General features: G+C 49.7%; 23 protein-coding genes and 1 pseudogene. 9 read left to right on the top strand and 15 right to left on the bottom strand.

The features are described from left to right. The first annotated feature begins 46 nt into the window (after nucleotides 1-46). Both HY879_17200 and HY879_17195 read left to right on the top strand, forming a co-directional pair. Nucleotides 47-1,285 carry an AAA family ATPase gene (locus tag HY879_17200; GenBank protein MBI5605074.1) on the top strand — a complete coding sequence of 413 codons (1,239 nt, stop codon included), beginning with the start codon at nucleotides 47-49 and terminating at the stop codon, nucleotides 1,283-1,285. Further along, on the top strand, nucleotides 1,278-1,925 hold the full coding sequence (locus HY879_17195) for a DUF4276 family protein (protein ID MBI5605073.1): 648 nt from the start codon (nucleotides 1,278-1,280) through the stop codon (nucleotides 1,923-1,925). Before HY879_17200 ends, HY879_17195 begins: the two co-directional genes overlap by 8 nt. Before the next feature lie 27 nt (nucleotides 1,926-1,952). On the opposite strand, the gene HY879_17190 is transcribed toward HY879_17195, so the two are convergent. Beyond that, entirely contained in the window at nucleotides 1,953-2,279 is a 327-nt protein-coding gene (locus HY879_17190) for a type II toxin-antitoxin system RelE/ParE family toxin (protein ID MBI5605072.1), read from the bottom strand. Next, nucleotides 2,279-2,554 carry a type II toxin-antitoxin system Phd/YefM family antitoxin gene (locus HY879_17185; GenBank protein ID MBI5605071.1) on the bottom strand — a complete coding sequence of 92 codons (276 nt, stop codon included), beginning with the start codon at nucleotides 2,552-2,554 and terminating at the stop codon, nucleotides 2,279-2,281. Before HY879_17185 ends, HY879_17190 begins: the two co-directional genes overlap by 1 nt. A 673-nt stretch (nucleotides 2,555-3,227) precedes the next feature. On the opposite strand from HY879_17185, the gene HY879_17180 reads away from it, so the two are divergent. Together HY879_17180 and HY879_17175 are read left to right on the top strand one after the other, a co-directional pair. After that, on the top strand, nucleotides 3,228-5,270 hold the full coding sequence (locus HY879_17180; protein ID MBI5605070.1) for a transporter substrate-binding domain-containing protein: 2,043 nt from the start codon (nucleotides 3,228-3,230) through the stop codon (nucleotides 5,268-5,270). Next, nucleotides 5,263-6,615, top strand: a complete 1,353-nt coding sequence (locus tag HY879_17175; GenBank protein MBI5605069.1) for a sigma-54-dependent Fis family transcriptional regulator — start codon at nucleotides 5,263-5,265, stop codon at nucleotides 6,613-6,615. Before HY879_17180 ends, HY879_17175 begins: the two co-directional genes overlap by 8 nt. 47 nt (nucleotides 6,616-6,662) lie before the next feature. Here HY879_17175 and HY879_17170 read toward each other — a convergent pair whose 3' ends face one another. From HY879_17170 to HY879_17110, 13 genes and pseudogenes are all read right to left on the bottom strand, one after another. Continuing rightward, complete coding sequence (locus HY879_17170) at nucleotides 6,663-7,049, bottom strand: PDZ domain-containing protein (GenBank protein ID MBI5605068.1); 387 nt, start codon at nucleotides 7,047-7,049, stop codon at nucleotides 6,663-6,665. A gap of 27 nt (nucleotides 7,050-7,076) precedes the next feature. Beyond that, nucleotides 7,077-7,583, bottom strand: a pseudogene (locus HY879_17165) (DUF1573 domain-containing protein). Nucleotides 7,584-7,586: 3 nt separating this feature from the next. Continuing rightward, complete coding sequence (locus HY879_17160) at nucleotides 7,587-7,781, bottom strand: DUF1573 domain-containing protein (GenBank protein MBI5605067.1); 195 nt, start codon at nucleotides 7,779-7,781, stop codon at nucleotides 7,587-7,589. 14 nt (nucleotides 7,782-7,795) lie between these two features. Then, nucleotides 7,796-8,260 (bottom strand): cytochrome C554, encoded by a 465-nt coding sequence (locus tag HY879_17155; GenBank protein MBI5605066.1) that lies wholly within the window; start codon nucleotides 8,258-8,260, stop codon nucleotides 7,796-7,798. 11 nt (nucleotides 8,261-8,271) lie between these two features. Beyond that, nucleotides 8,272-8,565 (bottom strand): helix-hairpin-helix domain-containing protein, encoded by a 294-nt coding sequence (locus HY879_17150; GenBank protein ID MBI5605065.1) that lies wholly within the window; start codon nucleotides 8,563-8,565, stop codon nucleotides 8,272-8,274. An 11-nt stretch (nucleotides 8,566-8,576) separates the two neighbouring features. Further along, entirely contained in the window at nucleotides 8,577-8,774 is a 198-nt protein-coding gene (locus HY879_17145; GenBank protein ID MBI5605064.1) for a hypothetical protein, read from the bottom strand. A 12-nt stretch (nucleotides 8,775-8,786) separates the two neighbouring features. Further along, nucleotides 8,787-8,939, bottom strand: coding sequence for a hypothetical protein (locus HY879_17140; GenBank protein ID MBI5605063.1), 153 nt, complete (start codon nucleotides 8,937-8,939; stop codon nucleotides 8,787-8,789). 11 nt (nucleotides 8,940-8,950) lie between these two features. Next, nucleotides 8,951-10,108 (bottom strand): putative sulfate exporter family transporter, encoded by a 1,158-nt coding sequence (locus tag HY879_17135; protein ID MBI5605062.1) that lies wholly within the window; start codon nucleotides 10,106-10,108, stop codon nucleotides 8,951-8,953. A gap of 79 nt (nucleotides 10,109-10,187) precedes the next feature. Next, the gene (locus tag HY879_17130) at nucleotides 10,188-13,091 is read right to left on the bottom strand and encodes a hypothetical protein (protein MBI5605061.1); all 2,904 of its coding nucleotides are present in this window, start codon (nucleotides 13,089-13,091) and stop codon (nucleotides 10,188-10,190) included. Between the two features lie 36 nt (nucleotides 13,092-13,127). Then, on the bottom strand, nucleotides 13,128-13,535 hold the full coding sequence (locus HY879_17125; protein MBI5605060.1) for a helix-hairpin-helix domain-containing protein: 408 nt from the start codon (nucleotides 13,533-13,535) through the stop codon (nucleotides 13,128-13,130). A 41-nt stretch (nucleotides 13,536-13,576) separates the two neighbouring features. Beyond that, nucleotides 13,577-14,956: an aryl-sulfate sulfotransferase gene (locus HY879_17120; GenBank protein ID MBI5605059.1), complete on the bottom strand. Its 1,380-nt coding sequence runs from the start codon at nucleotides 14,954-14,956 to the stop codon at nucleotides 13,577-13,579. A 47-nt stretch (nucleotides 14,957-15,003) separates the two neighbouring features. Beyond that, a complete protein-coding gene (locus HY879_17115; GenBank protein ID MBI5605058.1) occupies nucleotides 15,004-15,498 on the bottom strand; it encodes a hypothetical protein in 495 nt (164 codons plus the stop codon). Between the two features lie 400 nt (nucleotides 15,499-15,898). Beyond that, nucleotides 15,899-17,272 (bottom strand): aryl-sulfate sulfotransferase, encoded by a 1,374-nt coding sequence (locus HY879_17110; protein MBI5605057.1) that lies wholly within the window; start codon nucleotides 17,270-17,272, stop codon nucleotides 15,899-15,901. Between the two features lie 549 nt (nucleotides 17,273-17,821). On the opposite strand from HY879_17110, the gene HY879_17105 reads away from it, so the two are divergent. From HY879_17105 to HY879_17085, 5 genes are all read left to right on the top strand, one after another. Continuing rightward, nucleotides 17,822-19,282, top strand: coding sequence for a transglutaminase domain-containing protein (locus HY879_17105; protein ID MBI5605056.1), 1,461 nt, complete (start codon nucleotides 17,822-17,824; stop codon nucleotides 19,280-19,282). Beyond that, nucleotides 19,279-20,031: an ABC transporter ATP-binding protein gene (locus HY879_17100; GenBank protein MBI5605055.1), complete on the top strand. Its 753-nt coding sequence runs from the start codon at nucleotides 19,279-19,281 to the stop codon at nucleotides 20,029-20,031. Before HY879_17105 ends, HY879_17100 begins: the two co-directional genes overlap by 4 nt. Next, complete coding sequence (locus HY879_17095) at nucleotides 20,015-21,712, top strand: hypothetical protein (protein ID MBI5605054.1); 1,698 nt, start codon at nucleotides 20,015-20,017, stop codon at nucleotides 21,710-21,712. Before HY879_17100 ends, HY879_17095 begins: the two co-directional genes overlap by 17 nt. Before the next feature lie 99 nt (nucleotides 21,713-21,811). Further along, a complete protein-coding gene (locus tag HY879_17090; GenBank protein MBI5605053.1) occupies nucleotides 21,812-22,552 on the top strand; it encodes a 1-acyl-sn-glycerol-3-phosphate acyltransferase in 741 nt (246 codons plus the stop codon). 3 nt (nucleotides 22,553-22,555) lie between these two features. Then, nucleotides 22,556-23,860 (top strand): ribonuclease J (locus HY879_17085; GenBank protein ID MBI5605052.1); only part of this gene is annotated, 1,305 nt, incomplete at its 3' end.

Genomic DNA, 23,860 nt, shown 5'->3' with positions numbered 1-23,860 from the left:
CCGGGTGGCCGATCATTACGAGGGAATCATGTCCTTTGAAGCTGAGATGATTGTTCCAGACAAGGCCGTTGATGATCTGGGACAGCCAGGCGAAGCGAGCATTACAATTTTGCGATACCTACTTGAATTGGGTTATCGCAAAGACGTTTTCAACAGCACGTCGCTTGGATCCCTTGAAATTCTCAAAGAGGAGCTATCGCATATCAAGAAGGGTGAAGCGGGTAAGCATTTAATCTTTCCCCACAGCCGGAAAAAATGGCGTGATGTGGTCGTGACCGGTGCCCGCCGGTCTCCGTTCATTTCTACGGAGGGGCATGGCGAGGCACGCGTCATTAAGCTCCATCAAGATCACAGGGGCACGGGCCGTGGAGGTGGTCGGACCCTGGCACGATCGGCGGCAAACCTCCCGCGCACGGTTGTTTCTGTTGCCAATGCCGCCGAGAGTCCAACAGTTCTTTGTGCCCGACGAGAAATGGAATCTTGGCGCATCCTACAATTGGAGCCATCCGCTCTGCGAAAACCCGACGAAATAAATGCGTCGCCTCATCTTTCTAGTAATGGTGCTCATCTGCCCGGAAGTCTGTATCATTTAGCCCATACAGCAGTCACAAATTCGAAGGATCAGAAGCCGTTGATCGATCCCGATTTTATATACAGCAAAGTGGCGAACAGGTTGACCACGCTTATTGGTGATGTTCGCAAGGTTTGGGTTGATCGGGATGACAAACGAGAAACGTTGACACTTCAAGTTACGGGAATAGACGGAACGGATCATCCTGCACGGTCATTGTCTGATGGAACTTTACGTTTTCTCGCACTATCAGTCCTCGAACTGGACGTCACAGATAGGGGATTGATCTGTCTTGAAGAACCCGAAAACGGGATACACCCTGAACGTATTCCAGCTATGCTGCAGCTGCTTCAAGACATAGCAACAGATCCGGATGAATCGGTAGACGAAAATAATCCTTTGCGTCAGGTCATTGTTAATACGCATTCTCCCACGGTTGTAAGTGAAGTATCCGATGACAGCCTCCTTGTGGCGGAAATAAGAGAAGACATACTGAACGACAAAAAATTTAAGCGAGTCAGTTTCAGTTGCCTTTCAGATACCTGGCGTACCAAGGCCCCCGAAAAGCCCTCTGTCGTTTCCAAGGGAAAACTAATGGCCTATCTCAACCCTGCCTCACCGCCCAGACCGAAGGGGGACCATCGCCCAAGGCGTGTTGCAGATCGCGATGACCTCCAGATGTTGCTTCCACTTAGGGAGCGATCTAATGGATGAGATTCGCTATACCTTACTCTCTGACGGTCCATCTGATCGAGCCTTGATTCCCTTACTCACATGGGTATTGCGCGAAAAGGGTGATGTCAATCGGGTTCAAGCTGAATGGGCTGATCTTGGCCGTTTGCCAAAGCCTCCAAAAAGCCTGTGCGATCGCATTTTATCGGCTATCGATTTATTCCCCTGCGACCTGCTTTTCGTTCACAGAGATGCAGAACGAGAAGAGCCCGAGAAACGTTATGAAGAAATTCGTTCTGCAATAAGGGAAGCGACTTCCCGGGGATTTCAAACGCCTGCAGTGTGTGTTGTGCCTGTACAAATGACGGAGGCGTGGTTGCTTTTCGACGAATTCGCTATCCGTCTTGCGGCGGGCAATCCCAACGGGAAAGATCCCTTGAATCTTCCGGAATTACCCAAGATCGAACAAATCCCAAATCCTAAAGATATCTTATTTCAAGTTTTGCGCGAAGCGAGCGGACTTACCGCCAGACGTTTAAAGAAGTTCAACCTGGCTGGGGCTAGAATCCGCATTACAGAATTGATCTCAGATTTTTCACCTCTACGGGCATTGTCCGCCTTTCAAGAACTTGAAAGAACGGTTTTAATTCTAAGTCAAAAAGGTTGGATTTTCGATATCTAAGGTTAAACAGAAACACTTTAAATGGGTTTAATGTACAAAAAGTCGCCGCTGCAATAGCGTCTGCATATCTCGACGTCCATCAACAATCAGTAAGACGTATACAATGTCGCCTTTAATCCGGTAGATCAGGCGGTAGGGTTTGAAAAATATCTCACGGTAATCACGTATTCCCAAAGCAAGTAGTTCTTTCGGATAGGCGCCACGCTCTGGAGATTCTGAAAGGCTCCAGAGCGTCTTCTCGATTTTCGATAACACATATTCCGTTTTCTTGGGCGAATCATGCAAGGTTATATAATGGTAGAGATCTTCAAGGTCACTTGCTGCGTCGGCGGTTAGAAAAACCGGGAAGGACATCAGAGACTTTTCTGCTGCTCTCGTAAGCGTTTGATCACATTGCCGATGGGTTCGATCTTTCCTTCCTCAATTTGACGGTTGCCGAGCGCCAGGATTTTCAATAGCGCCATCGTTTCTTGAGTTTGATCGTAGCTTTCGATGTCTATCATGACGACCTTGGCTTCACCGTTCTGGGTGATGACGAGCGGTTCCCTCTGCTCGCCCATATTCCGCACAATTTCAGCGGCGTGGGCTTTCAGGTAGCTAATCGGTTTGATTTGATTAGACAATTTCATTAGAAAACCTCATTTAAGTTTAAATATGACCAAATATAGTCTAAAAACAGGTCGCTTGTCAAGCAAACTTCTAAACTTATAGATCCTTATAACGTTTACCAAAATCTCTTTGATGCGCTTTAGCTTATCAAAATTGTTAAAGGGCTTGTTATTTTATCGCAGAGCTGGTTGTCCAGGCGCTTTTGCACTTCGGGGGACAGGACCCACCCCAGGGGAAAGCCCATGGCTTTTTTGGACAATCCGAAGTGGAGGAAAATTTTCCTTTTCAACATGCCACAGGACGGTCTTGCGGGCTAAATTGGATCTTAAGCCCTTGATCCAGCCCAAAAATTTCATCCTGCCTTTTTATAAATCTTCACAGCGGCAATGACCAGGCTTAGTCGATTGAATGGGATCTTTGGGGATAGGCAACCCGGCCATCTATTTCCTTAAGATCTTGAGGAAGGAGTAATGTAAGAAAAATATAGGTTTTATACAGCATAACCATCTGATTTGTCAACAAACAATTGGCCGAATAGAAACTTGACAGATTGTCCCCAACCTGTTATTCTTTATTATAAAAACACTTAGTAAGTTACTAAACTCCCAATTTATTCGAACCCGTTGGGACCACTAAAAATTTTAACATTGTGGAATTGAAGGCTACCTCTTTACAGGTTTAGACGAGTAGACTATGGAAACTATCGGATCGTCTTTAATCCTGGGTAAGGGCAACCTTTGGACCACGCCTATACAACGTCGGTTTCTTGCGGGATTTATTGCGGTAATCACTTTGACAGGTTTCCTGATTACCCCATCCAGAGCAGCAGACCACAAACCCACCATTCATGTCGGCCTTCCCCGGTCCATGCCTCCCTTTGCCTTTGTAGACACCGGTCTCCGGGCCTACCGCGGATTTTGTGTGGATCTGACCGTCATGGCCGGACGGCTCATGAAATCTGAGGTAAAGTTCCATGCCTATGATAACAATTCCTTAATCGCGGCACTGGTCAACGGACAGGTCGATATAGTCTGCTGCACTTTGCTCAGGCCGGAATCCGAAAACGCTTTTAAACTCATCAACACAGGAATCCGGGTGGACCGAAACCTGTTCGTGAACAATTCCTGTGTGACCGTAACCTGCCTAAAAGACACCCTTGGTCATTCCGTCGTAGTGGAAAAAGATCGACGTCGGGAGATCCAAACCTTTATTCCCCCCGGGGTTTCCATTGTGGAAACGGCATCCTCTGAAGAAGCCCTTGAGATTTTGAACAAAGGCTTGGCCCATGTTTATATTTCCCCGAGTACCCTGACGACTCTTTACTTGATCCAAAAAAATGGTTTTCAGAACATCAAGTTAACCGGCATGCCTATTGAAACCGTTCCGCTCTCCTTTGCCGTGCGCAAAGATCGGATAGATCTTCTCTCCGACTTGAGCTTGACCTTAGGTAAGATCGGGAATAGCCCAAATTATCAGCAGATCAAAAAAAAATGGTTGGGGAGTGGTATCGAAGTCAATGTCTGGAACAAATACGTCAAGTATGTTGTGATGGCACTGGCTTGCCTGGCGGCAGTGCTTCTGATCTTTGCCGGCTGGAATTTCACGCTAAAACGGCGGGTTCAGCGGATGACCCGGGAGTTGAGCTATTCAGAACAGAAGTATCGGGAATTGATAGAATCTTCTAATGAAATGATCCAAATCATCTCGGGAGACGGTGATCTCAAACTGACCAACAAAATCACCTTAGACCTGCTGGCCCAGGGTGACAAGGACCTGACCGGAAAGAACATGACCGAACTGGTTGTCCCGGAGCAGAAATCGGAGATGAAGGCATTCATCGGTTCCCTGTTTGAGCGCGGCTATGGGGAGAAGGAGTTCGTATTTCAAGCCGGGGACGGCACCCGGATACCCATAGAAATGATAGCCACCACGATCAGTGACTCGGGCCAACCGAAGGGTCTGGCCAGTTGTTTTTCCCGGGATATTCGGGTTCGCAAACGGTTGGAAGAAGAACTGATCCGTTCAGACAGGCTCGCCATTTTAGGGAAGATCAGCGCCGGTTTGGCCCATGAGATCAATAACCCCCTGGGGATAATCCTGGCCAATGCCCAGGATCTCCTGGGTGAACCCATGGATGAAATGAGCCGACGTCAGGGTCTTGACACGATAGTAAAAAACACCGAAAGGGCCAGTCATATCGTGAATGATCTTCTGGCATTCACCCGCCAAGGCCCATTAATCAAGGCCCCGGTAAACCTTATCGATGTAATTGAAGAAAGCCTTATCTTCGTCCATTCTAAAGTCAAAGCCAAAAAAATATTGATACGGAAGGAGGTTCCCGCAGGCGGAACGGTAGTCTTCGGAGATGAGAGGCAGCTCATGCAGTTAATGGTCAACCTTTTATTAAATTCGATCCAAGTCCTCACTATTAATGGATTGATTACTATCAGGGTCAGCACCCGGAATTCCAACCACCGGGAAGAGGTTCTTTTGGAAGTGGAGGACAACGGACCTGGGATCAAACCAGCGGATCTCAAGAGGGTTTTCGATCCCTTTTATACCACCAAAGAGACCGGTTTCGGTCTGGGACTTTTTATATCCAGCACCATTGTCGAGCGTCACCAGGGTTCGATCTGGGCAGAATCCCAGGAAGGATGCAGCACAACGATGAGAGTACTCCTGCCGTCCCTCTCCGCGGAAGCGGAACGACATGATTCAGGGGGGAATAATGGCTGAAAGAATTCTGGTCGTCGAAGATGAAATCGAAATGCTGGAGTTTTTAAGTCGTTTTCTCACCCGCAAAGGCTATCAGGTCGATAGTGCCGCCGGCGGCGAAGAGGCTTGGAAGGCCATCGGCGAAACCGTGTATGATTTAGTCATCACCGATCTCGCCCTCCAGGACATCAACGGCATAGAGCTGCTGGAGAGGGTTCGAGTGACCGATGCCATCCTGCCGTTCATCATTATGACCGGTGTGGGTACCATTGAAAGCGCGGTGGATGCCATCAAGCGCGGTGCCTTTCACTACCTTACAAAGCCCTTCAAAGTGCAGGATATGGAAATCCTGGCCCGACGGGCTATAGAATATGGCGCCTTACACCGCAAGCTGGATAAGCTCCACGACAAGGAAACCGAAAAGGAGGAGAGAGCGCCGGTCATCATTGGTTCCAGCAAACCCATGTCCGATTTATTGCACCGGGTGAATAAAATCGCCGATTCCATGGCCTCGGTCATGATCCTGGGTGAAACAGGCACGGGAAAATCACTCCTGGCCAAGCATGTTCATTTCAACAGTTCCCGCCGGGACAACCCTTTCCTGACCATCGATTGCGGAGCACTTACGGAGACTCTCCTGGAGAGCGAGCTCTTCGGGCATGTAAAGGGCTCTTTTACCGGGGCCATCCGGGCCAAAAGAGGACTGCTGGAGGATTCCCAGGGTGGGACCATCTTTCTGGACGAGATTTGTGAAATCTCTCCTCAGACCCAGATCAAGCTTTTAAGGGCTATTCAGGAAAGGGAAATCAAACCAGTAGGGGGTAACAAATCGGTCACCATCGACGTTCGATTCATCTCCGCCACGAGTCGCGACATAAAATCCGAGGTCGAAAAAGGCCAGTTCCGGGAAGAGCTTTACTATCGTTTGGCGGTCGTCCCCATATACCTTCCGCCTTTGAGGGAAAGGAAAGAGGACCTTCCTCTCTTGATAGACTTCTATTTGAAAACTTTCTGTCAAACCTACAAAAAAAAGATCAATCATGTGAACCTGGATTTTCTGGAAACCTTGTATCATTGGCCCTGGAGAGGGAACATACGGGAACTGGCCAATGTGATGGAAAGGAGCATATTGCTTTCGGAGGATGGGATCTTGACTCTCGATTGTCTCTGTACGGAAATTCCCCTCGGGCAAAAGGAGACGGAGATCCCCTTAACTCAACTGAGTCAGGTACTCCGGGAGGCTGAGAAAAAAGCGATAATCAACGCTATGCGGCTGACCGGGAATAATCGTTCAGAGTCTGCCCGTCTTCTGGGAATCAGCCGTCGTGCTTTATATGACAAACTGGCCCTTTATAACCTGACCTGAGTTTAGCCAACTGGAAATTCCTTTACGAAACGTAGCAGCCCCATACACTAATAGGACATAGGGACCCGGATCAGTTTAATTTCCAGTCTTTTTTCCAGACTGTATCGCCATATCTTGAGGGTGACTTCCTTTCCTTCTGGTCCCCTGATTTCATTTCGCAACAACTCCATAAAATCCTTGCCTTTTGTCATCCGCCCATTAATGTGGGTAAGGATATCGCCTCTTTCTATGCCGCCGTTTTGTGCCGGGCTGTCCCTAAAGACATCCAAGACGACGAGGTATCCCTTATGATCCTCTGTCGTTTCATCGTATAATTGGGCAACGGTCATCCCTATTCCCCCGGTCTTTTCCAGGGCGAATAGAGGGGTAAAGGGGATGGTCAGCATAAAAACAACCATGAGCGCGCCCAGTGAGAACAACTTGACTGTTTTCATTTTTCCTTCTCCTTTTCTTCAAGACCCTTAATGGACTTCTCCTGCCAGGATACCTTTGTAGCCGTTACCGATGTCATTTCGGGCATCGGAAAAAATCAGAATGCTATCCAAGAACCGCCCTGCTTTTAAGGGGGTAATCGTGATCTTCACTGTACGCTGTTGACCGGCAGGGATGACGATCGGTCCTTCCTGGTCACCGTCGAAATAGACCTGGTTAAACTTCTGAGAAGCCACCCGGGACAGGGTGAGCGCTGCGTTCCCGGTGTTTTTGAGGACAATCTGGACGGTGTTGCCCTTGTTTAGGGTTAATTCACCTACCTCTATTTTACGCGGTACCATTTCAATGACCCCCATGGGGATCGGGTCGACGGTACCCATAAGCCGGATGACGGTTTCGTCTTTCCCTTCGGATCCGGTAAAAATATTGACCGTCTTATCGAATTTGCCATCATATTTAAAGGTGTTGTAGGTAATCACCAACTTGGTGCTTTCGCCCGGTTCAAGGCTGCGCTTCCCGAGCGCAGCGGTGGTGCAGGCTCAACTCGTGGTAACGTTGGCAATAGTCAGCTTTTGAGTACCGCTGTTGGTCAAGGTACTCTTTTTAATTACGGGCGGCCCCTCTTTAATCGTACCGAAGTCAATGACCGGCTCGCTCACTTTAAGGCCTGCCGCCTGGACTAGTGCCGCAAAAAGGAGGATCGCTAAGACCACCAGGGATTTCAAGATATTCATGCGTTACTCCTCTATCATTTATTCCCATGAACTAACCGGGATTTCTTGGGAAAATTGAAATTCTTATCCTGCCCTTCCGTGTGGCAGATCCGGCAGGACTTCTCTTCGGGTTTACCGATAATATGGACAGGGTCCTGGGTTTCAACGTGCCTTCGCCCCGGGCCATGGCAGGATTCGCATTGAACGCCCTTGAGTTCAGGGGTCAAATCCAGGTCAATAAATCCGCCATCCTTATCAAATCCTACCACGTGACACTTTAGGCAGCCTGGATTCTTTTGTTTCTCATCCCCCTGGGTTTTCAGGGTTTCAAAAGCCCTGGCATGAGGTGTGGCCTGCCACCGATCTACTACCTGAGGGTGACATTCCATACAGGCATTATAAGAAACATAATCTCCAAGTATCTCCGTCTTAGCCAGAGAGACCAGTCCCAGGGACAAAAAAACCAGTCCCGACCAGATGATCGTTCGTAATCCTTTCATTGAGGGCGCGGCTAACAATTACATCCGCTGGCGGGTTTGATCAGCAGATATTTCTTCAGATTTTTTAACAGATCCTGGTTGATCCCCTTAATATCGAGAAGTTCCTCCATGTCAACAAACTCCCCGTTCTTTTTCCGCTGATCGACCAGTTTCTTGGCCAGGTCTTTATTAAGCCCTGGAATCTTAGTCAACTGGTCCATGGTAGCGGTATTCAAATTGATCTTTCCCTTATCGTCTGCCAGACTAATTCCCCCAAAGGTGAACAGAAAGACCGCCAAGACATACACAAATTTCCTTCTCTTCATAATGAGCTCCTTTACCACCCTAAAAAAGTATAACTATACATGAAAAGCCAAGCTGTCCCCGAAAGCAGATAGGACACGAACCCGCCTATTACTTTCTTAGCAAAGCCGGTCTCCCGCCGATGACCCTTGAACAGGGCCATATGTATCGCTGCACCGCTGCTCATGACCAGCAAAAGCATCAATAGAACAAAAACAATCGTCCCAAACATAAAAATCTCCCCTTAATACATTCCCAAATATTGAAAAACGGTCAGGGTGATGATGATAACCACCGCGACAACCCATCCAAGGGTATCCCGGTCTTTTTCTTCCTGACCGGTATTGGCCATGTAATTAAAGCCTTTTTCATCGGTCGTTTTAAGATTCCGATCCATCTTAAATCTCCTTATCCAGCCAGCAGACCGGTCTTGACCAGAACGGCCAATAGGGCCAACAGTAGGGCCAGACGAAAGGCCCCGACGGCAAAAGTCAAAATAAATCCTCTGATTCCGGCTGCAGTAATATCTTTAAAGGAAAGGCTCAGCCCCAGGGCGGCTGCGGCCAGGGAGAAATCCCATTTGACCATATTGAACACGGCCTGGTGAGCCGGTTCTTTAAATAGATGGAGGGCCGCCAGAATCCAGAAAAAAATAAAAATCCCCAGCCAGAGGGGAAATTTTTCGATTCCCTGGGTAGCCATACTATTCGGATTCTCGCAATCTCGCCTCTTCCGAACAAACATAACGATAAACACATAAATAAACCCGGCAGGCATAATCACATGACGGCCCACATCAAACCAAAGGGCGTACCGACCGGCTTCGTACCCGGATTGATAGGCGGCATACAAGGCCTGGGAGCCGTTCCCGACGCCCACGACTGCCGCCAGCCCACGCATTTTTTCCGGCAGATCCAAGTATCCGCTTACCCAGGGGAGAACCACCATGGCCATAAGGCCGAAACCGATGACGCCGATAGAACCGTTGATGACCTGTCCGCCTTTGGCCTTGATCAAGGGCATAAGGATGACGCAGGCATGGGGGTCTCCGGTGGATAGGCCTCCGGCAATGACCGAAGCCTGCCGGTCATCCACTTTGAAAAACCGGGCCAAGAAAAGGGTGGCCGAAGCCGTTAAAAACATAAAACCCGTACAGAGCAATATGGGCCACAAACCCAGTTTAAAGGAATGCCCCAGGATAAAATGGGGGGCCAGCATGATGATCCCCAGGGGCATGAGCATATGGATATAGCTCAAACCCCGTTTCCAGGAATCCGGGACTCCAAACACATTCCCGATGATGAAACCCATCAAGATTGGATTCCAGACGAAATTGGAGTTAAGGATCTGAAAGAAAGGTTGATGATTCAAAGGTCCAATTACGCCATCGAGCCAGAAAAAAAGATTTTCCAGTGTAAAAGGATTGGGCACTCCGGGCAGGTTGTTACTGAAGACGGCAATGTGCAGCATGACCAGAAGACCGGGGAGAACCTCTTGGAAGCTGTAAAGACATTGCCGTATGGATTTTTTGTGCGGATCAAAGGGGACGCTTGTGGATGAAGGCATGAGTTTTTTCCTTAACTACGAATTTTGGGCTTATAAGACCGCCATTTCTGAATCGCTGTTGATGGCCTCTGTTCCGAGATCACCGGGCTATATGGGCCGAGCCGCCGGTATTCACGGAGCCGGTGAGTTTAACGGCCGGGCCGCGGGCACTGATCCGCCAGTATTCCATAAACCCTAACCGGGGCAACATGGAAAGTCTCAAAAAACCCTCCGTCGTGCCGTTCACCCCCACCAGAACATCAATATTATTCCTGGAACGGAAGGCCAGGTTATCGGACTTTTGGATTTTTCCCTTGTCATAAGTTTCAACGTGCCAGGCATGAATCATTTCACCGTCGAAAGAATCAATGACAATACGAAAAAGGGGTTTCCCGTCCTTATTTTTCGGTCCTTCATAGACGCGGTGGTCTTTATCCAGGATAATGCTTTCCGGATTATCCAACAAAATCTCGTTGAGTTGATAACAGTGGCCGCAGACATCCGGCCGGACCATGAACCGGGAATCGAATTTAAAAGAGGTATCCCGTTCAAGGGTCTCGATGTTCGTAAAGAGGAAAAGGTTTGCCTTTCCCCCGGCGAAAGGGTTCTTGACATCCAATTCGGCCTGTACAGCGTCATGGATCAACTGCAGGCTGCGGGCCGTCTTTTGGAATTGGGGCAGGAGGCCGATCGTTTCCTGGTTGAGAGGACCGAGGCTTTTCGCTGCCACCACTTTTCCGCGATTATCCTTAAGTAAAAGGCCCACCGTTCTGGTTTTCGTATTGACGGAATTACACTCCATGACGTACTTGCCGAGCGGGGTCTTCTCTCCGGGCCCGAGCTGGACCATCTGGGGTTCTTCATAAGTAAAACTGATGGATTCCATGGAGGGGGTGCCGATCTCTTTAATCTTCACAAAGTTGGATCCCACATACTCTGGAATGATCCAAGTGGCGCCTTCGGCAAAGATCTCCGGCATGATATACCGGTTGTCCCCCTGGGGATCAAGCCCTTGGGCCATAAGGAAATGGGCTTCCCAGCGATTCCCAGAGTATTTCATCAAACTCAATTCAGCGACCGGCCTGTCATCCAGATAGAATGGTTTGGTAAATCGTAACGTTTTGTTTCGGACACCGAGCAACTGGTCCTGCCAGTACATGAGGTTGGTGTCCCCCATCGTTTGATTTTTCCAGAAGTCAAGGTTGAAATTTTTCCGAACAAAGGTGCTCGATTTAAAGGAGGTCAGATAAGCCCGCTTTCCGAGCATGAAAAATGATTCCCCGGCCAGGGAGCGGATGTTCCGGGCATTGCGGGAACTGTAACACAATCCTGCCGGCGGGATGACAATCCTTCCCTTCCGGTAGTCCACATAGCTTCCCCGAATGAAGAAACTTTCCGAGGAGAGTAAGCGCTCGTTCTTGCGATTCTTGGCAATCTTTCGTTGCAGCCCTTTGAGCCGGGGTACAAAAGGGGCGGTGGGGTCCGGCTCATAAAAGGAGGCATTGGAAACGACTTTGGGATAGGAGGTGAAATGCGCCCCCTCCACCACGGTCCCGAAAGTGGAATCGGCCAGCCGGGAAAGAAAGGTACTTTCCAGAATAGGCTCCAGGGCCGGCGAAGAACCGACAAAGAAATCTATGCTTTGCCGGCCTTCTTTTTCCATAAAAACCATGTTGTCAGTACGCATCAAAAAATAATCCCGGACATACAATTCGTGTACCCCTTGACTATCGAATTTCCGGGCCACCACCTTGAAGGCAGGGCGATTCCAAAGGTTGGAAAATTTAACAGGCCCTGCATAGGAATCGTTATTATTGTTAAAAGTAATCGGATTGGCATTCTCTATAACCAGCCGCTGGAGCATCCCACTCATCAGATTGGGCTCGAGGAGCACCCGGTACCGCTTGTCCAGGGGCCAGGGATCTCCGTTTCGAACGGTGATCAACCGCCGATAGACGACAAAGCTGAGAGTCCCCTTGGAAAATCCGTGGCTATGGCTGCTGGACCAGGGCACAAAGTCAGAATGTTTAAGAACGGAAGGGTGCCCTTTTATTTCAATCCGGATATCCAGCTCTGGAATCGTCAGATGATATTTATCTTTTTCTGAAACCAAGGTTTTATAACCTTGGTTGGTGATGGGTTTGATCAGTTTCTCAGCGTAAATTTTGCTGCCCGTAAAATTGGTTACTCTGATCAGATAGCCATCGGGCCGTCGGAAGGCATAAATACGCTTATTAAGATAGTACCGGTAATCCTCCTGGCGAACCTCCAGAACAATGGGCCGATGCATGGAAAAAGTCGCCTCTGAAATCAAAGGGAACTTAATGGTTTCGAAGTCCGCCGACTCAAAGTCGATTTTTTTGGCCACGAATTGGCTGGCGCCGTAAAGGTAGGCTTTATCCAGAAAAAACGGTTTCACTTGTTCGTTATATCCATCCTTGAGTTCCAGCTTGCGGACCTCTTCCCTGCCGGGAAAGGCGCTGGCAATAGGAAATTCAAGAGGCCAACCCCCGGAGGGGGAAATAAGGGCTAACTGGGCATAGGGCTTCTCATAATGATCCGTAGCGTAATCGAACCAGAGTCGGTAGCCGCTGTTGCCGACGGGAGCTTTTTCCCCTTTCCCGAGTTTGACTTCCTTGACCAATCGATCCCCGCTCACGAGATCCACTAAATAAGCATGCTCACCCAGAATCAGGAAGGGATCACCCATCAAAGGGGCAGCCTGCCCCTCGGTCTCGGACAGATAAAACAGTCCCCCCGGTGGTACGAAGGCCTGCCCTTTAGCCACCTCACTCTCTCGAAGTACAATAGCCTCGGAAAGACGCTTTGCCTGCCCCGAATGGTTCTTGTAAGATTTATTTTTCAGACCCTGCAAATGGGGAATGAAGACCATATCCTCCGCTGGAGGAAGGCCATGGGGGTCTTCGGCGGACCAGGACAGCCCAGGGAAACCAATCCAGCTCAAAAAGGCCAGAGCAATAAATAGGATTCTCACGATCTTCATCTTTATGCCTTTCGTCCCAAGTCTTTTCCTTTTCAATTAACACTTAGACGGGCTCAGCGGCTCATCATCTTCTTCTTCCAGTTTTTCACCGGGGCGTGGCAGCGTAAACAGATCTCCTTCCACTCCCTTTTGCGGATTAATCTTCTTGTAAATTTCCTTGGTGATTCCGGGAACGTTAAGCAAGTCTTCCGGTTTTTTAAAGGGTTTTTTCTTGCGGTACTTGACGATGGCTTCGGCGATCTCCGGGGTGATGCCGGGGGCCTTGGATAGGTTTTTTGCTGAAGACACATTGAAGTGGATTTTGGCCTCTCCCAGGCCTCCGGTGTGTCCCTTTCGACCTTGGGCCGAAGAGGGGCCTTCCAGCCACAGGCCGGTGAGGAGCACCCCAAGTACGAAGGCTATCATTTTTTTTCCCATGATTGGTCTCCTTTTTTCAAAATTCATTTATACAGAACTAGACTTTCGACGGGGGACAGATCGGCTCCCTACCTGGTCTCGACCAGGTCTTTCAACCGCAGCTTGAAGCTTTCCGGTGGAATAATCGCTGCCTCACTCGGTTTCTTCAACTGAGGAACATAATCATACGGAACCCGGTAAGCCCGATAAACCATGTTGAAATTTTCTTTCTCATAATAGTAAGGACTGATATACTCCCAGACGGTTTCATATTCCGGAGTTACTTCAAAGAGACGGCCAAAAGCGCCTTCGCAGATCAGCGTGTTGCCGTTCGGCAATCGTTGGGCAGAGCTTACATAGTCGCTAAAAAACTTGGCCAAATCCCGGCTACCCGCCTTGTTGGCATCGTATTCCCAGACGATTTTCATTTTGATCGGATCGAGTTCGACAATCCGTGAATATTCCCGACGGGCATTGTTCAGGCCAAAAGGCGCGCTCGGATTGGGGGCGCCGAAACCACCAAACCCGCCGTTGTCGAATATCAGAATGTTTCCTTCACCGGGCAGGCCCTTGGGAATAACATGAGCGTGGTGCAGACCTACGGTTACGCCGATTTCGCGCAGTTGCCGGGTGGATTCGAAATCAGGCCCCAAGTGCCAGACGATCTTTCCGGTCTTATGATCGATAATACCGGTGGTGTTGGTCTGTCGCCCGTCGTAGATAATGTTGTCAGGATGAAAACGTTCATCGCCTTTGTCATACCATGGATTCGGGCCGACCCAACTGGCGGTATTAACATGGATCCAATCCCCTCCAACGAATCCGGGTGTCCGGGACATGACATAATTGGGGTACCGATATAGGGTATTCCGGGCTTCATTGGATAATCCCATCTCTTCGATATGATCACTTGCCAGCCAATCCCAGATAATCTGACCCTCTTCGTCAACGATATAGATGATGTCGTCCAGTAGCGGCTTGTCCGAGATGCGGGGCTTTTTGACGACTTTGTTGGAAAGGATGAGCGTCTTGCCTTTGGCCACCTGGGGTTCCTGACCCGGAACATAGTATCCGACTGGATTACCGGCTCTTTCGAAGTCGTGGTGCATCCCGGCCTTGGGGTATTTCCAGACGATCTTGCCGTCCCAGTCGGCTATGGCTAAATCGTTGGAATCCTCATGACCCATAATACGTCCCGAATTACCGGTAGCGCCCATGATATGCCCGCCCGGCAGTAGCTTGACCGGATGGTCGACCTTTCCGATATTTTTCCACTCATGAACCACGTTGCCTCTCATGTCGATCAGAAAGGCCCCGTAATTTTCCACGCAAAACAGGGTATACCCGCTAAAGGCCTTATCGGGTTTGTATAGAGTAGCTCCATGAGGGAAAACGGTCGGATAGGACCAGCCCATGGAGGCCACTGCGATCATGAGAAGGCCCCCGGCTATCATTATTAATTTTTTCATTCTGATCTCCTCCATCCGATATAAAACTGTTTTAACAGGAACAAACCTCAATAGGACTTAAGACCACTTGGCCCTTCGCCCAGGGTAAACCACTCTTTGAGGTATTTCATCCAGGTCTCCCTGTTTTCCGTTCGCGCCTGAACCGCCGACTGACTATTGTCGCCAGTGAAAATCAAGACTTTTTGACCGGGCAGCCAGACATTTTCCTTAAAGACCATCTTTTGAGTTCCTTTGTCGGCCAGGGCGATGGCTTCAGCCGGTCCGACCGCTTCCGCAATCAACTTTCTGATACCACCTTGGTCCATCCCCCCCAGGATGGTTACATAATAGAAATTCTTTTTTAGAGGTTCAAAATCTCCAGGTGAAAAATGTTTCACCGTGATTTCGTTTTTGGTGAGAAAATCCACCCACGGTTGGACTTTTTTCAAATCTTCCGGAGAAGTGACCAGGATCATCAGATCCTCCGCCAAAGCCAATGACGAAATCATCAAAAAGAGGATGGTTGCCATGACCTCCAAACCCAGCTTTTTTCCTTTTTTCATTATTACCTCCATGAATACTTTCCCCTTGAATATCAGTTAAAGAGAAGGGCCCTATCCACCCTTTTCATCCCTATCTGCGTCTCTCATAACCATTGCGGTCTTGGAGTAGGATACTCAATTATCGTACCATAATGAAACCCCCCAAAGCGCACGATAAACGCAGGAGCTTGAAAATCAAGAACTCCTTCTACCTTCATAGCACTGCAAGATACTTTTGTCACGCTGCCCAACCCCTCCTGGCAGGATAGGGCATTGGCCGCAGAATTCAGGTTTTAACATCAGGAAAGAAAGTCAGTGTTCGAAGACTCGAAGGCCAGCCGGTACGATGTTCCTTATCATCCCCCCCGTACGGTTTCGGCCAAGAGCGAAACCATACGGGGGAGAGAACAGGATAATCCCTTTATTTTGTCCCCTTCGACGCAGATTCAAACTCTCTGTAATGTTTCCACATCTCCAGGCAGCCCTTGGCCAAAGGCTCCTTCTTGCTTAAATCCTTGCCCGCAAGCCCGGGGTAATCCTTACCGTACCGATAGGCGCGATGAAGGGTAGATAGCATCACCTCTTCAACGACGCTTCGGATATCTTTCGAATCTTCCAGGAAGCAATTGGTCTTGTTATTACCAACGACAGGATTAATCCATTCCCAGACGACTTCAGGGTTCTTTCCACCGGTTACTTCAAAGACATGGCCCTGACTGCTTGACGTAATAAAGGTGTTTCCGTTGGGAAGCCGTTGCGCCGCCCCTTGGTAACGTGTATAGAAGCTGTTTCCAACCTTGGACTTGTATTCCCAGACGACCTTCCCGGTCTTCGGATCCATCTCCAGCACTCGGGAGCGATTGCCCTCGGGTCGGAACCATCCGTTATCGAAGATCAGGAAGTTACCGTTCGTCAGTCTGCTGACATGGTGAGGGCCGAAGAGCTGCTGATCGCCGTCATCAATCCATGAAGGGCATCGGCCCTTCCCATAGGCGCAGGGATTTCCCCATCGATATTCAATATTGCCCGTCTTGTGATTAATCAGATAGAACTCGCCAAAATTACGCGAATTGAGAATGATCTGATCGGTCTCCGGGATATAGTCCACGGTGTTGAAATGAGTCCAGTCCGCAACCCGCATGTATGAAACCATGGCGGTCTGGGGCAAGACGAAATTGATGTCGATCTTGTCAGGCCCCCTGCCGATATGGTCCCAGACATGCCATTCCCACACCACTTTACCTTCCTTGGTTACCTCCCTGATGTAATCCGGCCAGAGACCCTTGTGGACGACCCCGTTGTAGAGGTAGCCGTCCCATAGTAATGTTTTGGGATCGCGCCCCCTGGCGATGGCCTCTTCATTGCTCTTATATTCCCAACCCAGAACCAGTGTATTCCCGTTCGGCATCCGGCAGAATGTATGGTGCTGAACATACGTGGGCGACATCTCCTTCCATTCCCAGACGACCTTTCCATTCCAGTCGATCTCCTGTATGATCCCGGAGGTCCCTCCAAATCGCACGGGAGCTCCATCGAGCCGTCCCCCTCTGAGGAGATTTCCATTAGGCAACAATTCGCCATAAAGCCCGGGGAGGTATGGGGTTACCCACTTGTGAACGATGTTTCCTTCCATGTCCAGCAAATAAGATGTTTTCGAAGAGCCTGGAGAAATTAACGTATAGCCGTCAAATGCCTTTTCGCTGGAATAGCGAATCACGCCGGTTGGGCCTACCAGTTGTTCAACGGCTGTTGAGGTGTTCGCATTAAGTAAAAGAACGGCCGCAACGATCGCCATTAGCCCTATGATTTTTTTTCGCATCTACCCCTCCTTTTCTTTTCAGGTTTGAATCTATGAGAGTTTCGTTCCTGTTAACAAAAGCCTTTAATTTATTAAACGACATCCAGGATTTCTTATCCACGATCCGATCTCGTTTTCTGGCCCCTCCTTTTCTGGTTCGGTTAAATATGCGAATAATATGCCAACGCTTCCTCTTTAGAAATATCGAATTTCTCCGCCTGTTTCGTCTAAATCTGTTTAAATTCGCTATAAAATATGTACGAAGAACCGCACACCTGTAAAGAAATTCGCACACTCCGGCCGACTTTTCATAGTTGGCTCCATTCATAAGGATAATATGAATTGCTTACGATGCAACAATTGGCTTCCTGACAGGGTGAAGGTGCCGCCTTATGCAGAGGAGGAAAAACGGTTTTCAGAGACTCTAAGACATGGTATTATTCTATAAAGAAATACCGCAACAGCGGGAGTTACGAAACAGGAGATGGGGCTTATTCAAACCTTTGTACGAATTGATACCCTATTCAGGATATGGCACCATCCGGTATGAAACTGAAATATTTATTCTTTCTTTCTCTGGGGGTCTGGATTTTCCTGATGGGTCTCTGGCTTCATAAGGCTTTTATCCCTCCCTCAAACCCTTCCCCCTCTTCCAATCTCCCTGCGAGTAACCGCCTGCTCCAGGACGCTGAGGACTGGATGTCCATCACCTTTAATAATCAGAAAATCGGCTATTCCCATACCATCAGACAGCGTTCGGCCAAGGGGTATATCGTTACACAAGATCTGTTTTTAAGATTGATGGTCTTAGGATTTCCCCGTCAACTGCACCTGTCCGTTCATTCTTCCCTCACCCCCGATTTTCACCTGAAGGATTTTCAGGTCAATATGGTGTCCGGTTACCTGGACTATTCGATCCAGGGAACAATGGAAGGCTCCTATTTAAAGCTGATCACCGACTTGATGGGAAAATCCCAGACCTATCGGCTTCCTTTGAAGGCACCGCCCCAATTGCCCTTGACCCTTCCCTATCAAGTATACCGGGCACAGATGAAACCCGGAGAGAAAACAACCTTTTCTCTTTTCGATCCGGTCATGATGGCCCCCCAGCCGGTTACCGTCCAGGCCGGTCCCACGGAATTGGTATCCCTGGAGGAAGAAGTGCATCCGGGGCAGCGTTTTGAAATGGAATTTCTGGGGAATAAAATGACCGTCTGGATCGATTATAAAGGACTTGTCCTGAAAGAAGAGGGCTTGATGGGATTCCGCCTGGTCCGTTCAACAAAGGAAAAGGCCCGGAAGATGGATCAGGGGTCAGGTCCTGACTTGGCCGTCGAGGTGTCCATACCGGTTCAAAATCCACCGGACCCTAAGACCATCAAAAGGTTGATGCTTCGTCTTTCCCCCTTTCCCGGAAAGATGCCTCAAGCCGAAAATCGGCAAAAGGTCAATAAAGACCGGGTAATCATAGAACAGGAAACCCTTACCCGCCACGATTCCTATCTTCTGCCCTATAACCAAGGAGACCAGGCCCCTTTTCTGTCCGACCACCCGGTACTGACCTTGACCGATCCCCGGCTGCAAAAGGCCCTGAAGGAGGCCCTGGGCCAGGAGCAGGATGCCCAAAAGGCCGCCAATCGTCTGAATACCTGGGTCTTTCAACAACTAAAGAAAACGCCTACTCTGTCCCTCCCCCGGGCCGTGGACGTCCTGGTGCGACGGGAAGGGGATTGCAATGAACACGCCGTGTTGCTCCTGGCCCTGCTTCGGGCCGCCGGCATCCCTTCCCGTATGGCCCTGGGCCTCACCCTGCTGAGGGACCGTTTTTACTACCATGCCTGGATAGAGGCCTACCTGGGCCGGAAATGGATCAGTCTGGACCCGACGTTCAATCAGATGCCGGCAGATGTCACCCACCTGAAACTGGCAGAAGGCATGGAGGAAGGCATGGCCGCGCTCCTGCCGGTCATCGGAAAACTGAAAATTGAGATCGAGGCAGCCCAATGATCCGGATTAGTCACCTGACCAAACAATTTGGCCCTTTAACCGCCCTCAAGGATTTATCCCTGGAAGTCCCTAAAGGAGAGATATTCGGATTTCTGGGACCCAACGGGGCAGGCAAGACCACTACCTTGAAGATCATGGCCGGGGTTCTGGCCCCGACGGCCGGGGATGTAACCCTGGGCGGTTTTTCTATTCTCACCGAACCGGCTCAGGCCAAGGCCATTACCGGTTATATCCCGGATCGGCCTTTCTTGTATGACAAGCTCACCGGCCTGGAGTTTCTTCATTTTGTGGGGGGTCTCTATGGACTTTTGCCCATAGATATCGACAAAGAAATGGAAAGCCGGATCAACCTTTTTGATCTCTGGGATTGGCGCGATGAATTGATTGAGAGTTATTCTCATGGGATGAAACAACGCCTGATCATCATCGCGGCCCTGATCCATCATCCCCGGGTCTTGATCGTCGATGAACCTATGGTGGGTCTGGACCCTAAAGGGGTCCGGATCGTGAAGCGTCTTTTTCAAAAAGAAAGCGCCCAGGGCATGACCATTTTTCTTTCCACCCACACCCTGTCCACGGCCCAGGAGATTTGCGGACGGATCGGGATCATCCAAAAGGGGGCCTTGATCGCCCTTGGTTCCATCGATTCCTTTTCCAGGGAAGCCGATTGGAAGGCCCAAGGGTTGGAATCCCTTTTTTTAAAACTGACCGGAGATATGGAAGAGGAGCCCCTTGACCCCATCCTTTAAGGCTGTCCTTCTTTTGCTCCAACCCCGAATCCTGGGGTTTAAAAACCGTCTCAACCGGATACCGGGAACCCGTTGGAAGACGGCCTTTTTTGCTTTTTTAGGCCTGTCATTCTGGGCCGGGATCTTTTATGCCTTTTTTCGCATCCTGAACTATTTCCATGGCATCCCGGGCTTCGGCGAGATCCTCTCTCAAAAGGTCCTGTCCATGACCTTGCTCACTTTTTTCACGCTATTGATTTACAGCCATCTCATTATCGCTCTTTCCAACTTCTTTCTTTCCAAAGACCTTTCTCTGGTCCACGAAACCCCTGTCCCCACCCTGACCCTCTTTTCCGCCCGCTATCTGGAATGTCTTTTCGATGCCTCCTGGATGGTTATCCTTATGGGGCTTCCAATCTTCTTGTGCTATGGGGTCATTTTTCAAGCCTCTGTCGGTTTTTATATCAGTCTGCCCCTGTTGTTTCCGCCCTTTGTCTTTCTGGCCGGAAGTACAGGCATTTTAATCACCCTCCTTTTAACCGCCTTTTTACCCGTCCGCCGGACCAGGGATCTTCTGGTCATTTTAAGTCTCCTGATGGTCGGCTTGTTGTTTATGATTTTTCGCCTCATGCGTCCGGAACAACTGGTCAACCCGGACCGGCTCTCGTCCCTCATGGAATATTTAGGAAGCCTGACCGCCCAGGAGTCCCCTTTTTTACCCAGTACCTGGACCAAGGAGGCCTTTTGGGCCTTTCTAAAAGGGGATCCCTTGTCCGCCCTGCTGCCTTTATCACTCCTCTGGAGCAGTGCCTGGCTGGTTTTTTGGGGAAACCTTCTCTTGGCCCGGCGCTTTTATTTTTCGTCTTATTCCCGGGCGCAGGAAGGACCCTACAAAGGAAGTCCCGTCAATAACCGGTTGGATGTCTGGCTGTGGCGGGTTTTGCCCTTTCCCTTGGAACTCCGGGGAATGATCTTAAAGGACATAAAGACCTTCTTTCGGGACAAGACCCAATGGTCCCAGCTTTTTATCCTGTTGGTTTTGATCGTCATCTATGTCTATAATTTCAGTGTCCTCCCCCTGCACAAGTCTCCTTTCCCGACCCTTTATTTAAAAAACTTTATCTCCTTCCTGAATTTGGGGCTGGCCGGCTTTGTCCTGGCTTCGGTGGCGGTGCGATTCGTTTTCCCGGCGGTCAGTGGGGAAGGGTATGCCTTCTGGTTGATCCGGAGCTCCCCTTTTAGCCTGAAAGCCTTTCTCCGGTATAAGTGTATTTTTTATTTTATCCCTTTACTCATCCTCTCCGAGATTTTGATTGTTTTTACCAACCGTCAATTGCAGGTCTCATCGATCATGAACTGGATTTCTTCCCTGACCATGGTCAGCCTGGATTTTGGATTGGTGGGTCTGGCCGTCGGCCTGGGAGCCCTGTATCCCCAATATGAAACAGAAAATCTGGGACAGATGGCCACTGGTTTCGGAGGGTTTCTTTATATGATCCTGTCCCTTGTTCTGATCGGGATTACCATCGGATTGGAGGCCGGACCGGTCTACCGCCTGCTCATGGCCGAACTGCGGTCAGCTCCCCTGACCCTCTTTGACCGGTGGTGGATGGCCGGATCTTTCGGAGCGGTTTTTATTATTCACCTTTTTACCGGCTGGTGGGCCATGAAAAAGGGGGGGCAGGCCCTGGAAGGCCCCTGATCCCATGGGGAGAGGTTGGAGGGCCCCAATCATCATTTGACTAAAGCTTAAGAATAGATTATGATTTTCATCCAGTTAAGGGGAGCGGAAGAAGAGTTTATGTCTTTACGGAATCTTTATTTCTTACCTGTATTTATCATTCTGACGATTTTTTTCAGCCTTTTGGCCATGCTCGTTGCTTTATTTGATTCCAGCGGGAATCGCTCGCACCAGGTTGCCGCCCTCTGGGCGTCGTCCTCATTGTTCCTGAGCGGTGTCCGGGCCAGGATCATCCATCAGGACCTTCTGACTCCCGGACAGCCTTATATCTTCGCGGCCAATCACCAAAGCGCCTTTGATATATTAGCCTTGCTGTCCAAATTAAAGGTCCAATTCCGCTGGCTGGCCAAAGATAGTCTTTTTACCATCCCCATCTTCGGCTGGGCCATGAAGCGAACCGGTTATATCCCCATTAACCGATCCAATCCCAAACAGGCCTATCAAAGTCTGCTTCAAGCCGCTCAAAAGGTCAAACAGGGGACCTCGATCCTGATCTTTCCGGAAGGGACCCGCCAGGCGGAAAACCATCTGGGGGCCTTTAAAAAAGGGGGATTTATCCTGGCCTTGAAATCTCAAAAACCCATTGTCCCCATCGGCATCTTAGGGAGTGCCAGGGTGCTGCCCAAAAAAGGTTTTCGGATCACCCCTGGAACCATACAAATCGTATTAGGCCGGCCTATTTCCACCGAAGGTTACCATACCAAGGATGCCGAGGTCCTGATGGAGAAGGTCAGGGGGGCGATAGTAGAGAACCTAAAATACGAAGAGCTGAAAGCTGAAAGCTCAAAGCTCAAAGGATAACCCATGGAGCCCGATATTTTATCTCCTTTATCCGAGTTGTCCACCTCCACATCCCCTATAGACATCATCCCTTTGGGGGGCCTGGGAGAAATTGGATTGAATATGCTCCTGGTCCAATATGAGGAGCATATTCTGATCGTTGATGCCGGACTGATGTTTCCGGAAGACTATATGCTGGGCATTGATATCGTTATTCCGGATTTCAGCTATGTCTTAAAAAACAAGGAACGGATCCGGGCCATCGTCCTGACCCATGGCCATGAGGACCACATTGGGGCCTTGCCTTTCCTGCTCAAAGAAATATCGGTCCCGGTTTACGGCTCAACGTTTACCCTGGAACTGGTCAAGGAGAAATTAAGAGAACATCGCCTTCTGGGAGCCTGCGATCTGCGGACGGTTTCAGTCAAAGACCCCCTGACCATTGGCCCTTTTCAAGTGGAATTCATCCGGGTCACCCACAGCATCCCCGACGGCATGGGCCTGGCCATCCAGACCCCGGTAGGTACCTTTATCCATTCCGGAGATTTCAAGATCGATCAGACCCCTTTGGACGGCCAGATCACCGATATCAACACCTTTGCCGCCTACGGGGCCAGAGGGGTCCTGGCCCTGTTGTCTGATTCAACCAACGTAGAGCGGGAAGGTTATACCTTGCCGGAGAAGCGGATCGGCGAGACCCTGGACCAGATCATGCGGGATTGCGAAGGCCGGGTCTTCGTAGCCGTTTTTGCTTCCAACATCAACCGGATTCAGCAGGTGGTCAATTCAGCGGCCCGCTACCAGCGCAAGGTGGCCTTTAACGGCAAGAGCATGGTCGTTAACACCCGGATCGCCCAGGAATTGGGGGTTTTGACCGTCCCCCCGGGAATGGAACTGACCCTCGGGGAGATGCTTCAGCTCCCCGATTCCCAGGTGACCATCATCACCACCGGCAGCCAGGCCGAACCCATGTCCTCTTTAACCCGGATCGCCCGGGACGACCATAAACAGATCAAAATGAAAAAAGGGGATACGGTCATCCTTTCCTCAAAGTTCATCCCCGGCAACGAGAAGGCGATTGCTGGTCTGATCAACAACTTTTATCGCTTCGGGGCCGAGGTGATCTATGAAAAGGTCTCGGAGATTCATGTCTCCGGTCATGCTCACCAAGAAGAGCTGAAATTAATGCTCCACCTGACCCGGCCAAAATTCTTTATCCCCATCCACGGGGAATACCGCCATCTGGTCAAGCATGTCCAATTGGCCGGCAAGATCGGCCTTAAAAAAGAGAACCTGATCCTGGCTGAAAACGGACAGGTCATCCGTTTT

The sequence above is a fragment of the Deltaproteobacteria bacterium genome (assembly GCA_016219225.1).
Taxonomy (GTDB): domain Bacteria; phylum Desulfobacterota; class RBG-13-43-22; order RBG-13-43-22; family RBG-13-43-22; genus RBG-13-43-22.
The sequence above is the reverse complement of the archived record's forward strand: the minus strand, read 5'-3'. Positions and strand labels throughout refer to the sequence as shown.